Origin of the sequence: Nonomuraea sp. MG754425 (genome assembly GCF_021699195.1) — a bacterium.
GTDB lineage: Bacteria > Actinomycetota > Actinomycetes > Streptosporangiales > Streptosporangiaceae > Nonomuraea.
On sequence record NZ_SSXE01000007.1, the window covers coordinates 33,071 to 45,888 of the forward strand.

The window sequence follows — 12,818 nt, forward strand, 5'->3', positions numbered from 1 at the left end:
GTGCTCGTTACCACATGGGTGATCGTGGGAGTCGTCGCCGGGATCAGTGGCGTATTCATCGGTTATCTGGCGCTGCGCCAGGCCAGAAGCACCGTGGAGGAGTGCCGGCGCATGCTCTCCCGGCAGGTCGTCGCGGGCCGGGGCGACCTCAAGGCCGTCAGGGACGTCGCCGTCTGCCGCTACGACGCGCTGTCCGAGATGACGGGCAGGCTGTCGTTCTCGGTGGCGATGATCAACGGCCTGGGCGACGGGATCGTGCTGACGTCCATCAACGGGCGCAGCGAGACCCGCACCTACGTCCGGGCCGTGGTGGGCGGCAAGGGGGAGCAGCCGCTGTCGCCCGAGGAGGAGCAGGCCGTACGGGCGGCCAGGCTCGGGCACGGCCCGTTGGTCGCGAGCCGGGCCGCCGAACCCCGCTGAGACCGCGTGCCGGCGTTCGGGATCCGCTATCGGACGAAACGGCGACGTCGGCCCTCCACCTGCGGATACCCTGTAAGCATGCCCAGACTCGCCTATCTCGGACCGGAAGGGACCTTCACCGAAGAGGCCCTGCGGCTCCTCGACCCGACAGCCGAGCGGTTGCCCTGCGCCACCGTGAGCGCCGCGCTCAACGCCGCCCGCTCCGGTGCCGCCGACGGCGCGGTGGTCCCGCTGGAGAACTCGATCGAGGGTGCGATCACCACGACGCTCGACGAGTTCGCCTGGGGCGAGCCGTTGCTGATCAACGCCGAGCTGCTGCTCCCGGTGCAGTTCTCGCTGCTGGCCCGGCCCGACACCGAGCTCGTGCACATCAAGCGGGTCTACACGCACCCCGCCGCCATCACCCAGTGCCGCGCGTACATCGCGCGCGAGCTGCCCGACGCCGTCGTGGTGGCCGCACCCTCGACCGCGGCGGCGGCGCAGGAGGTCTCGCTGCCCGGCTCGCCCTACGACGCCGCCATCGCCGCGCGCATCGCCGGCGAGCACTACGGGCTGGTGGAGCTGGCCACCGACATCGGCGACAGGTCCGACACCGTGACCAGGTTCGTCAAGGTGGGCCGCCCGGGTCCGCTGCCGGAGGCGACCGGCTCCGACCGCACCACGCTGGTGGTCTTCCTGGCCGACGACCACCCGGGCGCGCTGCTGGAGATGCTCACCGAGTTCTCCGTGCGGGGGGTCAACCTGACGCGCATCGAGTCGCGGCCCACCGGCGACGGCATCGGCCGCTACTTCTTCCACTTCGACTTCGAGGGCCACATCGCCGACGCCCGGGTCGGCGAGGCGATCGCCGGGCTGCACCGCGTCTGCGGCGAGGTGCGCTTCCTCGGCAGCTATCCGCGGGCCGACGGCGTCGCGCCGCTGATCAAGCGCGGCACCTCCGATCCGGAGTTCGCGGAGGCCGGCGACTGGCTGGCGAGGATCCGGGCCGGGCAGGTCTGAGCGGGCCCGTGCGGGCGGCGGCCGGCGTACCCCGAAACAAGGGGCGCGGCGCGCTCGCGCGCCGGTAGCCTTTCCTTGTGATTGACCTGCGTACCCTTCGTGAGGACCCTGACCGGCTACGGGCGTCGCAGCGTGCCCGCGGCGCGGACGACTCGGTCGTCGACACGCTGCTCGACCTCGACGAGCGCCGCCGATCCGCGCTGACCTCGTTCGAATCTCTGCGCGCCGAGCAGAAGAGCATGGGCAAGTCGGTCTCCAGGGCGCAGGGCGAGGAGAAGGCCGCCCTGCTCCAGCGGGCCAAAGAGCTCGCGGGCCAGGTCAAGACCGCCGAGTCCGAGGCGGAGAAGCTGGGCGCCGAACTCGACGGAGTGCTCCAGACGGTGCCCAACCTCGTCGAGGAGGGCGCGCCGCCCGGCGGCGAGGACGACTACGTCGTGCTCGAGACCCACGGTGAGCCCCGCGAGTTCGACTTCGAGCCGAAGGACCACCTGGAGCTGGGCGAGGCGCTCGGCGCCATCGACATGGAGCGTGGGGCCAAGGTCTCGGGCTCGCGCTTCTACTTCCTCAAGGGCGTCGGCGCGCGGCTGCAGCTCGGCCTGCTCAACATGGCCATGCAGCAGGCGATCGAGACCGGTTTCACGCCGATGTTCACGCCGGTGCTGGTCAAGCCGGAGACCATGCAGGGCACCGGTTTCCACATCGCCCACGACAAGGAGATCTACCGGCTCCCGGAGGACGATCTCTATCTCGTCGGCACCTCCGAGGTGGCGCTGGCGGGCTACCACGCCCAGGAGATCCTCAGCGCCGACGACCTGCCGCTGCGTTACGCGGGCTGGTCGTCGTGCTTCCGCCGCGAGGCGGGCTCGTACGGCAAGGACACCAGGGGCATCATCCGGGTGCACCAGTTCGACAAGATCGAGATGTTCACGTACGTGCGGCCGGAGGACGCCCACGAGGAGCACCTGCGCCTGCTCGCCTGGGAGAAGGAGATGCTGGCCAAGATCGAGGTCCCCTACCGGATCATCGACACGGCGGCGGGCGATCTCGGCATGTCGGCGGCCCGCAAGTTCGACTGCGAGGCGTGGATCCCGACCCAGGGGCGCTACCGCGAGCTGACCTCCACCTCCAACTGCACCGAGTTCCAGGCGCGCAGGCTCGCCGTCCGCTACCGCGACAAGGACGGCAAGCCCCAGCACCTGGCCACGCTCAACGGCACGCTCGCCACCACCCGCTGGATCGTGGCGATCCTGGAGAACCACCAGCAGGCCGACGGCTCCGTGGTGGTTCCCGAGGCGTTGCGCCCCTTCGTGGGGCTCGACGTGCTCACCCCGCCGAAGTAGACCGTCCGCTCGTGTGGCGGGCGTCGCGTCCGATGACGGCGGCGCTCGCCGCCACGACGGCCCCGGCCAGCAGCACGGCGAGCGCCACCGCGACCGCGTACGAGTCCGGCGTCCCCTTCGCCCACCCCTCGAACGGCAGGCGGATGCCTGCGTAGACGAGCGGCGCGGCCAGCAGCCCGGTCACCGCCGGGACCGGCCGCGCCCGTCCCGCGAACGCCAGCACCAGGCACACCACGGCGCCCGTCAGGCCCGCGAGCAGGCCGAGGAGAAGATAGGGCCCCTTCTGGGAGAACGCCAGGTCGAGCATGGAACCGCTGCTGACCGGCAGCAGCAGGCCCAGGGCGGCGGCGCTCGCGCAGCCGGTGTAGAGGCCGGTGTGGCGCCGCAGCCCCGCTCCCGCCCCGCCGAAGGCCATGCAGGCCGCCAGGAAGAGGGCCACGCCGCGTTCCGAGCTCAGGTCCGCCTCGGCCGCTTCGGTTCCCGGCCAGCCCACGCGCCGCCACGTGCCCGACGGGTCGCGCACCGCGATGCCGTCCACGCCGTTGGCCACGACGACGACGTGCCCGCCCGGGCGCGGCTGCACGGCCAGCGACAGGGAACGCAGCCCGGACCGGCTCCCGTGCTGCCTGGCCAGGCGCTCAAGATCGTTCTCGGAGGGGGTCCACGCCGTCTGCCACGAACGGCCGCCGTCGTCCGACTGCCGCACGCCCAGGCGGTCGCCCAGCACCTGGTAGCACCGCGTGGCCTGGCCGGGGACGCACTGGGCGCTCTGCCCTCGTCCCGGCTGTTCGCGCGGGCTCTCCGTCCAGGATCGGCCGCCGTCCTCGGAGATCAGCTCTCTCATGTCGGTCGTGTGGACGTGGATGCGGCCGGCCGCGTCCAGTTCGACGGCGTCGGCGGAGGAGGGCGGGGGCGCGGCGGCCGTGGCGGTGACGGCGAGCAGGGCCAGCGGCATGGTGACGACGATCCGCCACCGGGCCGAGGAGGGGCGGTGCAGGGTGCTCCGGCGCACCCACCAGGCCAGGACGAGCGCGGGCAGCGCCAGCAGGTCCGTGGGATCGACCAGGACGCGCGACGGGCCCCCGACCAGTGTCCAGGCATGGGAGGCGAGCTCCGCGCCCGTCTCCGTCGTTTTCACGACCGTGAAGAGCGCACCGGTGAGCACGGTCGCCGCCAGGTCGGCCCGCCGCAGGAACAGCAGGGCCACGAGCGCGGGGGCGACCACGAGGCCGGCGACGTCGCTGAGCTTGCCCGTGACGAAGCCGGGCCAGGACTGCTTGAGCAGGTGGTCGTTGACCAGGAGCACCACGACCCCGGCGATGGTCACGGGGTGACACAGCCACGCGTACCTCATATCCAGGTCGATGGATCCGCGCGCTGGGTGGTTCGGGCGTTTTGTGAGTCGAGTCACACCCGTGATCAGATCGAAACCGGGTTCGTGGCCTCGCCCACCTTCCGGACGGGCCGGAGGTCGAATATCGGTCACGGCGGGCCGGGCACTCCTCGCGAGGGCTCGCCTCGCGAGGAGTGGTCGTGCGTCAGCCCCGCAACAGCAAAAGACCGGAGCCCGCTGGAAGCGAACCCCGGTCTATCTAGCTGCTACAGGTCAGAGGGCTCGGACCTGAGAGGCCTGCGGCCCCTTCTGGCCCTGCGTGATCTCGAACTCGACCCGCTGGCCGTCTTCAAGGCTGCGGTAGCCGTTGCCGACGATCTCGGAGAAGTGCACGAACACGTCCGGCGCACCGCCGTCCGGGGCGATGAAGCCGAAGCCCTTCTCGGCGTTGAACCACTTGACGGTTCCCTGAGCCATAAAAGCTCTCCCTCAGGATGTGAATCTATGGGACCCACACCTCGTGGGTCCCGGTGTGTCGTACAGCAAGCACCCGGGGTGGCTCAGACAAAGTCATGCTGGTTTTCACTACGGGATCAGCTAATACAACGCCATCACATCTAACACCATTCTGGAGCGTTGGTGTTCCCGTCCTCAGGAAGATTTCTGTCAGGCGGCATCACCGGGCAAACTGGAACCTGTTATGCAGAGTCATCCCGCACCGCGTCTAGTGGCCACCGACCTCGACGGTACCGCGTTGCGCACGGACGGAACCGTGTCTCCCCGCACGGTCTCCGCCTTCGGAAAAGTCGAGGAATCGGGGGCTGTCCTGGCGTTCGTGACCGGGCGTCCGCCCCGGTGGATGGGCGGGGTGGCGAGTGCCGTACGTCACCGTGGCCTGGCGATCTGTGCGAACGGAGCCCTGATCTACGATCTCCATACCGAACGGATAGTGGAATCTCACCTCATCACCGTGGACGTACTCCAGGAAGTCGTGGCTCAGCTAAGAGCGAACGTGTCCGAACTCGTATTTTCGGTCGAGTATGAAGCCGGTTTTGCGCATGAGTCCGATTTCCTGCTGGGCGGCTTGGACCGGCACCAAGGGACGGTCAGGGTCGACTCCGTGACCGCCCGGCCGTGCGCCAAGCTCCTGGCGCTGCACCCGGCCATGGGGGCGGACGAGTTGCAGGCCGTCGTGGACGAACTGGTGGGGCATCTGGTGACGGCGACCCACTCCAGCAGGCGGGGTCTGATCGAGATGAGCGCGCGGGGGGTGACCAAGGCGACGGCGCTCGCGGCGCTCGCGGCGCGGCACGAGATCAAGCCGGCACAGGCTGTCGCGTTCGGTGACATGCCGAACGACCTGCCCATGCTGAGCTGGGCAGGCACGTCGTACGCGGTCGCCAACGCGCACCCCGACGTGCTGGCGGCGGTCGATCACGTGACCGCGGCCAACGACGAGGACGGCGTCGCGCGCGTGATCGAGGAACTGTTCGGGTAGCCCGCGCCCGGCACCGCACCGGGTGAGGCGCTCGGCGGCGTCGGGTGGCCGGCACCGGTCCGGGGGCAGGATCGGACCGCCGTGGGGCCTGCTACGGCGGAGGCCCGCTACAGGTAGGGGCCCGACCCGCCGTGGGGGCGCTGGGTCTCGTCGCCCGGAACGCCGGGCAGCGCCCTGCGCATCTGCTCAAGCTGGGCACGGGCGGCCATCTGCTGGGCGAACAGCGTGGTCTGGATGCCGTGGAACAACCCCTCGAGCCAGCCGACGAGCTGGGCGTGCGCGATACGCAGCTCCGCCTCGCTCGGCGGGGTGCCGTTGTCGTCGGTGAACGGGAGCGAGAGCCGCTCCAGCTCGTCGACCAGTTCCGGCGCCAGCCCGTCCTCGAGCTCCTTGATGGAGGACTCGTGAATCTCCTTCAGCCGCTTGCGGCTGGCCTCGTCGAGGGGGGCCGCCCTGACCTCCTCGAGGAGCTGGCGGATCATGCTGCCGATGCGCATCACCTTGGCGGGCTGCTCGACCAGGTTGGTGACCGATCGGTCGTCTTCGCCGTTGTCGCCCTGCCCCTGGAAGTCGGGGCCCACCACCACGATGTGGGGGGTGTTGTTGTCCTCAGCATTCATAACACTCACCGTACTAGCAGGATCTTGCCGACGTGCTCTCCCGAATCCAACATACGGTGAGCTTCGGCCGCCTCGGACATCGGAACCTCGGCGTGCACGACGGGACGCACCGCGCCCGCTCCGACCAGGGGCCAGACATTGTCGACGACGCTCCGCACGATGACGCCCTTCTCGTCCACGGGACGGGCGCGCAATGTGGTCGCGTGCACGGACAGGCGCTTGGCGAGCATGGCGCCCAGGTCGATCTCGCCCTTGCGCCCGCCCTGGAGCCCGATGATCACCAGCCGCCCGCCGGTGCGCAGCGCCCGCACGTTGCCCGCCAGGTACTTCGCGCCCATGATGTCGAGGATGACGTCGGCCTGGACCTTGTCCGCGAAGTCCTCCTCGCGGTAGTTGATCACCTCGTCGGCGCCCAGCTCCCTGACGCGCTCGCCCTTGGCGGCCGAGCCGACGGTGGCGACGACGTACGAGCCGAGCGCCTTGGCGAGCTGCACCGCGAACGTGCCGATCCCGCTGGCCCCGCCGTGCACGAGCAGCGTCTCGCCCCGGCGCAGCCGGCCCACCATGAAGACGTTGGACCAGACCGTGCACGCCACCTCGGGCAGCCCGGCCGCCTCACGCAGCGACACCCTGCCGGGCACGGGCATGACCTGCTGCCAGGGCACGGCTACGCGCTCGGCGTAACCGCCGCCGCCGAGCAGCGCGCAGACCTCGTCGCCCGGCTTGAACTGCTCGACGTCCGGGCCGACCTCGGCCACCACCCCGGAGACCTCCAGCCCCGGGTACGGCGGCGAACCGGGCGGCGGGTCGTAGAACCCCTGCCGCTGCAGGACGTCGGCGCGGTTCACCGCCGAGGCGACCACGTCGATCAGGACGTCCCCCCGCTCGACGGGTGGGTCCGGCGCCTCGCGCCACTCCAGCACCTCTGGTCCGCCCGGCCTGGTGATCTCAATGGCTCGCATGCGAACCACGGTAGCCGGGCAAAGAAGTTGTGGGTTGCCGGGCTGCGCGGTAACCGATGGCGTTAATCTGCAATGTATTTGCTGCCCCTTTAGACCCACCCGAGGGGGAACACGGTGGCAAGACACGATCGAGAAGAATCTCTCGAGGAGCAGCTCGCCTGGCTGGACGCGATCAAGGAGACGGAGGAGGCTCCTGTCCCTGTGAGCGCCTCGGCCGCGTCCGCCGACGAGCCGGTCGCTTCGCCGTACCCCAAGGACCCGTGGCGGCTGGTGCCCCAGCAGCACGAGACCTCGACGCCGCCGTTGTTCCGCGCGGCCGTCGACTCCGTGTACGGCGCGGCGGCGGCCGGAGAGGTCCCGGAGCGGGAGAGCGAGGCCGGCGAGTGGCTCGGTACGGCGGTCAAGGAGGAGCTCACGACCCCGGCGCGGAGCGTGGAGGACGCCTTCCACGCCCCGCTGAAGCCGCTGCCGCGTCCTGACGACACCGACGCGTACGCGCTGCCGCTCACGCCGCCCGCCCCGCCGGAGAAGGCCGCGGAGCGCACGTGGCCGCCGGCGGGCGAGGAGACGGCGTGGGTGACGCCGCCCGGCTGGCCGCGGCCGGCGGAGGAGTCGCGTGCTGAGGCCGTCGAGGCCCCCGCCGAGGTTCCCGCGCCTGCCGGTGAGCCCGAGCGTCGTGGTGCGGAGGAGCCCGCCCCGGCGGCGGAGAAGTCCGCGTGGGCGGACACCCAGCCGGGCGCCGAACTGGGCGCTGAGCGGTCAGGTGCCGAGCGGCCGGATGCCGAAGAGCCGGGCGGCGAGCCGTCGGGCGCTGAACGTGCCGAACGTGCTGAGCAGGCGGGCGCTGAGCGGCCGGGCGGCGAGCCGGCGGCCTGGGAGGAGCGGGCGGAGACCGTCACGGAGGAGCCCGGGTCCGGGCCCGCCGCGGCCGGGTCGGCCGAGACGATGTCCCGCACCGACGCGCCGCAGTGGGCCGAGTCGTCGGAGACGATGCCGAGGAGCGAGCGCCCGCAGTGGAGCGAGCCCGAGGAGCACGCCCAGGAGTTCCGCCTGACCTGGTCGGAGGAGCAGCCGGACCGTTCCCGCTGGAGCGGTCGATCGGCGGACGTCGCCGACCTGCCGGACCGTTCCGAGGAGGCGGAGGAGCGCTCGCAGTGGTCGTCGGAGCGGCTGCAGTGGAGCGAGCAGCCTCAGGAGCGTCTTCAGTGGGCCGAACAGCCCGCGGAACGTGAGCAGCCTCCCGAGGAACGCTCCCAGCGGGCCGAGCAGTCTTCCGAGCGCACCCACCAGCCGGAGCACGCCCGGCACGCGCAGGAGGCCGAGCAGCGTCCGTCGTGGGACGAGCAGCACGAGTGGCGTCCCGCCGAGCGCGAGATCCCGCCGGCCACGCAGCCGCGCCGCCGCCCGGCCCCGAACCACGTCTTCACCTCGCCGCCCAGGCCCCCGGTCACCGGACGCCCGACCGCCGACAGCCTCGACCCCGAGTCGCTGCTGCGCGGACGGCGTAACGCCCCCTCCAAGGGCTGGCGTCGCATGGTGTACAAGGCGTCCGGCGGCTGGATCAAGCCGGGCGAGTCGCCGGAGGTGCGCCGCCGCCGCGAGCTCGTCACCAGGGCGCGCACCCCGGTCACGGCCGGGCACCACCGCGTGGCCGTGCTGAGTCTCAAGGGCGGCGTGGGCAAGACCACGACCACGGTCGGCCTCGGCGCGACGCTGGCCCAGATGCGCGGCGACCGCGTCATCGCCGTCGACGCCAACCCCGACCGGGGCACCCTGTCCGACAAGCTCGTCCTGGAGACCTCGGCCACCGTGCGCGACCTGCTCAACGAGCGTGACCAGGTCAAGCGGTACGTCGACATCAGGGCGTTCACCTCGCAGGCGCCGTCGCGGCTGGAGGTGCTGGCCTCCGACCGCGACCCCGCGGTCTCCGAGGCGTTCAGCGGCGCCGACTACCAGGAAGTCTCCCAGGTGCTGGAGAACTTCTACTCGATCTGCATCACCGACTGCGGCACCGGCCTGCTGCACTCGGCCATGGGCGGGGTGCTCGGGCTGGCCGACCAGATCGTGCTGGTCAGCTCCCCGTCGGTGGACGGCGCGCGGGCGGCGTCCGCGACGCTCGACTGGCTGGAGGCGCACCACTACGCCGACCTGGTGAAGAACGCGACCGTGGTGCTGTGCAGCGTGCGGCCCAGGTCGAAGTCGGCGGTGGACATCAAGAAGCTGGAGGCCCATTTCGCCGCCCGCTGCCGCGCGGTGGTCAGGGTGCCGTACGACCCGCACCTGGAAGAGGGCGCGGAGATCGACCTCGACCGGCTCCAGGAGCCGACCAGGGACGCGTACCTGCAGCTCGCCGCGTTCGTGGGCGACGCCTTCGCGGGCACCCGGGGATGAGCCGGACGCCGGCGGCGCGGCACGCGTGCGCCGCCGGCGGAGCCGTCGGCGGCTAGGCGGGCACTTCGGCGACCAGCCTGGAGCTCCAGGGGCACCACGTGTAGCCGGGCAGGAAGGCCCCGCCCGCCTTGTCCAGGTGATCCTCGACGTAGGGGATCGTGGCGTCGCACACCTCCATGGCCGCGTCGAAGAAGCCGACGGTGTCGCTGCGGTAGTGGTAGTTCCAGCGCGGGTTGTACGGGGCCGGCCGTGGCGTGATCTTGCCGATGACGTGGGGCCGATCGCGCGTCGCGCCGCTGATCAGGGCGCGGGCGTGCCGGATCTTGCCGGGTTCGGTGAGCTGGACGACGAACCGTTCTCCCGTGCCGTCGGTCATCACGAAGTACGCGGCCGGAGCGGTCTGCCGCGCCGGGACGGCCGCCGCAGCGGGGGCGGCCCCGGTCAGCAGGGCGAGCGTGGTGGCGGCGAGCGCGGTGCCGATCCCGCGGGAGAAGCCTGGCATGAACACCTCCGGTACGCGGGCCGAGAACTCGGCCCGTCCGACACGGAGAGTAGCCATAACGTCACAGAAAGTGTGCTGGCCGCGCCGTCATATCGTGCTGACCCGCGAAAGCCCTCTTCAGAGGGGCTGAAGACCGGCGGAGGGTGTGGGATTCGAACCCACGAGGCCATCGCTGACCTGGCCGCTTTCAAGGCGGCTGCACTCGTCCACTATGCGAACCCTCCCGTGCGGGAACCACGATAGCGGCTGTGATGACAGGGGTGTACGTTCAGGAGGTGGCGGATCTCAGCGTCGAGGTGCAGCGCGGCGGCGACGACGCGATCGTGCGTCTCACCGGTGATCTCGACAAGCTCACGGCGCCACTGCTCAGGCAGGTTCTGTCGCAGCTCTTCGCCGAAGGCCGGGTGGAGGTCGTGATCGACGCCGGCAAGCTCGACTTCTGCGACTCCAGTGGCCTGTGGGTGCTGGTGGAGCACCAGCACCGGGTCTCCGCGCACGCCGGGAGCCTGGGTCTCGTGGGGGTGCACGGCGTGTTACGGCGGGTGCTCGACGTGACCGGCCTCAAGGCGGCCTTCGACCGGGTGGCGTTAGCCGAGCTGTGACAGCAGCCACTTGGGGCCGACGCTCTCGGCGCCCAGTTCGCCGACCCGGTCCCGCAGCGCCCGGTCGGCGGTGACCACGACCACCCGCTCCCACGGCTTGGCCTCGCGTACGACGTCGACGATCGCGTCGTCGCCGTTGCCCGTGGCCGCCACCACCTGGATCCCCGGCACGGCCGGCGCGCCGCGTGCGGCGCCCTCCACGACCGCCACCATCCGCGGGTACCACTGCGCCAGCACGGGGTGCTCCAGCCGCAGCTTCGAGACGTCCAGCAGCAGCCGGGTCGCCGCGCCCAGCCGGTCGTTCCACCAGCCGCGCTCGGCCCGCGCGCCGACGATGTTGGCCACGTCGAGCACGATCGTCTCCGGCCTGATCGTGCCCCGGATCTCGTTCCACGTCGCGGCGAAGCCGGGGTGCAGCGAGCGCTCGGTGACCTCGGGCAGCGCCAGCCAGCGCAGTTCGGTGCTCTCGCCGTTGGCCGGGGCCGCGGCCAGCCGTTCTGCCGACGCGGCGATCACCGTCTCGAACGCCCACCCGCCGTGGTCGTCGAGGTAGACGCCCTGCACGCGCAGCCCGTCGCCGGCCAGCGCCGCCTCCTCGTGGGCCTCGCGCAGGGCGCTCGTGACCGCGTCCTCGTGGCTGTCGCGGGCGCCGCCGGGCAGCCCCCAGGTGCCGCCGTGGTGGCTCCACCAGGAGCGCTTCTGCATGAGCACGTACGGGACCCCGGCGTCGTCGTGGTGGACGACGAGGAGGCCCGAGGCGCCGTGCACCCCCCAGTGCCGGTGGCCTTGGGCGCACTCGGCCCAGCCGTCGCCGTCCTTAGCCGCCATGGGGCAATTCTCTCAGCCTCCGCCCTTGGAGAAATGCTGGTAGTCCTTCGCGCCCGACCAGTAGCCGCCCCACTCCCAGCCCACCTGGGCGAAGGCCTTGACAACCTTGTCACCAGGATTTATCACACCTTTGCCTTTCATTGGGCGCTCGGTGAACTTCTTGGCATTTTGGTGTGCCGTGCTGCCACTCGCTGTGACATATGGGTTCTCGCGGGGATTTATGTCTATCGCTTCGCCGTACGCGTGTTTTGACCAGCTACTTGAGCCCGTGGCACGGCGGCAGTTGAAGGCGGAGGTGTTGTTGGCGTCGATCGAGGCGAAGTCGTCTGCCTTGTAGGCGTCCACCAGCTTCATCTGCTTGATCGGCCAGCGCCAGTCGTACAACTTCTTGAAGACGGTCTCGATGTCGTCGGTGACGGTCTTGCGCACCACCAGCTCGCCGGTGTGCGGCTTGTCGTCGAAGCCCCAGTACGTCATCGTGACGAGCCGCAGGTCCTGGTAGTGGACGGGGCAGCCGGGACGCCACGAGTACGGCAGGCGCTCGCGGGCGACGCGCGAGACCTTCGAGCTGAACGCGGGCGGCTCAGTGGTGGCGGGCGCGGCGGACGGCTCCGCGGTGGCCGAGGCGGTGGCGGGCAGGGTCGACTGCGGCGTCTCGTGGCCAGGAGCCGGGCTCGCGGGCGCGGCGGCCGGCTGGCCCGCGCCGCACGAAACGGCTCCGAGCACCACGAGCGCCAAGGCGGCAACACGTCTCATCTGGCCACCATATGCGACGTCAGGCCAGGTCAACGGCCTATCAGCCCATCGGGACGAGCCCGCGTCGCGCTGGTCACGGCACCACCAGCACCGTCCGGCGAGCCCGTTTGGCCAGGCCGGCCGCCACCGAGCCGCGCCACGGGCGGCGGGAGCGCGAGCGTCCCACCACGATCCCGTCGGCCATGTACGAGCCGGCCAGCGTCTCCAGCGCCCTGACGGGGTCGCCGCGCACGCTGACGAACTGCCACGGCACCCCGCAGCCGCGCAGCTCGTCGTGCAGGTCCTCGGTCAGGTCCGCGGCGGAGTCGGGAATGATCGGCGACCCGGCGAAGAACCAGAGCGAGGCGGTGTTCAGCGACTCCACGAAGACGATGAGCAGCGCGGCGTCGTCCCGCCGGGCGAGCCCGGCCGCGTACGCGAGCGCGTTGCGGCTCGGGTCCGACCCGTCGAAGCCCACGACGAGCAGGCCGGCGCCGTCCTTGCCGATCTCGAACTCCCCGGCGGGGAGCCGCCCTGTCAGCGGCTCCCGCTGCGGATCTGCGCCACTGCCGAACACGGCATGACTCG

14 protein-coding genes and 1 tRNA gene are annotated in these 12,818 nt (G+C 71.1%); 6 read left to right on the forward strand and 9 right to left on the reverse strand.

Annotation, left to right across the window (positions count from 1 at the left end; genetic code table 11):
- The 3 genes from FAF44_RS04090 (at position 1) to serS (ending at position 2,759) form a co-directional block, all read left to right on the forward strand.
- Positions 1–420 (forward strand): DUF4446 family protein, encoded by a 420-nt coding sequence (locus FAF44_RS04090; protein WP_237101629.1) that lies wholly within the window; start codon positions 1–3, stop codon positions 418–420.
- 78 nt (positions 421–498) lie between these two features.
- On the forward strand, positions 499–1,419 hold the full coding sequence (gene pheA / locus FAF44_RS04095; protein WP_237101630.1) for a prephenate dehydratase: 921 nt from the start codon (positions 499–501) through the stop codon (positions 1,417–1,419).
- Between the two features lie 77 nt (positions 1,420–1,496).
- Positions 1,497–2,759 (forward strand): serine--tRNA ligase, encoded by a 1,263-nt coding sequence (gene serS / locus FAF44_RS04100; protein ID WP_237101631.1) that lies wholly within the window; start codon positions 1,497–1,499, stop codon positions 2,757–2,759.
- Here serS and FAF44_RS04105 read toward each other — a convergent pair.
- Positions 2,743–4,113, reverse strand: coding sequence for a hypothetical protein (locus tag FAF44_RS04105; protein ID WP_237101632.1), 1,371 nt, complete (start codon positions 4,111–4,113; stop codon positions 2,743–2,745). The genes serS and FAF44_RS04105 overlap by 17 nt on opposite strands.
- Positions 4,114–4,365: 252 nt before the next feature.
- Entirely contained in the window at positions 4,366–4,569 is a 204-nt protein-coding gene (locus FAF44_RS04110) for a cold-shock protein (protein WP_080043977.1), read from the reverse strand.
- A gap of 250 nt (positions 4,570–4,819) precedes the next feature.
- On the opposite strand from FAF44_RS04110, the gene FAF44_RS04115 reads away from it, so the two are divergent.
- Entirely contained in the window at positions 4,820–5,590 is a 771-nt protein-coding gene (locus tag FAF44_RS04115) for an HAD family hydrolase (RefSeq protein ID WP_308193277.1), read from the forward strand.
- A 107-nt stretch (positions 5,591–5,697) separates the two neighbouring features.
- On the opposite strand, the gene FAF44_RS04120 is transcribed toward FAF44_RS04115, so the two are convergent.
- Together FAF44_RS04120 and FAF44_RS04125 are read right to left on the reverse strand one after the other, a co-directional pair.
- Positions 5,698–6,210 (reverse strand): bacterial proteasome activator family protein, encoded by a 513-nt coding sequence (locus FAF44_RS04120; protein WP_237101634.1) that lies wholly within the window; start codon positions 6,208–6,210, stop codon positions 5,698–5,700.
- A 5-nt stretch (positions 6,211–6,215) separates the two neighbouring features.
- A complete protein-coding gene (locus tag FAF44_RS04125; protein ID WP_237101635.1) occupies positions 6,216–7,172 on the reverse strand; it encodes an NAD(P)H-quinone oxidoreductase in 957 nt (318 codons plus the stop codon).
- 114 nt (positions 7,173–7,286) lie between these two features.
- Here FAF44_RS04125 and FAF44_RS04130 point away from each other — a divergent pair, with 114 nt between their 5' ends.
- Positions 7,287–9,563 (forward strand): AAA family ATPase, encoded by a 2,277-nt coding sequence (locus FAF44_RS04130; protein ID WP_237101636.1) that lies wholly within the window; start codon positions 7,287–7,289, stop codon positions 9,561–9,563.
- 52 nt (positions 9,564–9,615) lie between these two features.
- Here the strand turns inward: FAF44_RS04130 and FAF44_RS04135 are convergent, their stop codons facing one another.
- Both FAF44_RS04135 and FAF44_RS04140 read right to left on the reverse strand, forming a co-directional pair.
- A complete protein-coding gene (locus tag FAF44_RS04135; RefSeq protein WP_237101637.1) occupies positions 9,616–10,122 on the reverse strand; it encodes a calmodulin-binding protein in 507 nt (168 codons plus the stop codon).
- 80 nt (positions 10,123–10,202) lie between these two features.
- Positions 10,203–10,289, reverse strand: a tRNA-Ser gene (locus tag FAF44_RS04140).
- 51 nt (positions 10,290–10,340) lie between these two features.
- Between FAF44_RS04140 and FAF44_RS04145 the strand changes: the two genes are divergently transcribed.
- Positions 10,341–10,667: an STAS domain-containing protein gene (locus tag FAF44_RS04145; protein WP_237101638.1), complete on the forward strand. Its 327-nt coding sequence runs from the start codon at positions 10,341–10,343 to the stop codon at positions 10,665–10,667.
- Here FAF44_RS04145 and FAF44_RS04150 read toward each other — a convergent pair.
- The 3 genes from FAF44_RS04150 to FAF44_RS04160 all read right to left on the reverse strand — a co-directional run bounded on the left by FAF44_RS04150 (position 10,653) and on the right by FAF44_RS04160 (position 12,807).
- Positions 10,653–11,495: an NUDIX domain-containing protein gene (locus FAF44_RS04150; protein ID WP_237101639.1), complete on the reverse strand. Its 843-nt coding sequence runs from the start codon at positions 11,493–11,495 to the stop codon at positions 10,653–10,655. The two genes, FAF44_RS04145 and FAF44_RS04150, sit on opposite strands and share 15 nt — an antisense overlap.
- 12 nt (positions 11,496–11,507) lie before the next feature.
- Entirely contained in the window at positions 11,508–12,251 is a 744-nt protein-coding gene (locus FAF44_RS04155) for a M15 family metallopeptidase (RefSeq protein ID WP_237101640.1), read from the reverse strand.
- 73 nt (positions 12,252–12,324) lie between these two features.
- Positions 12,325–12,807: a universal stress protein gene (locus FAF44_RS04160; protein WP_237101641.1), complete on the reverse strand. Its 483-nt coding sequence runs from the start codon at positions 12,805–12,807 to the stop codon at positions 12,325–12,327.
- Positions 12,808–12,818: the final 11 nt, after the last annotated feature.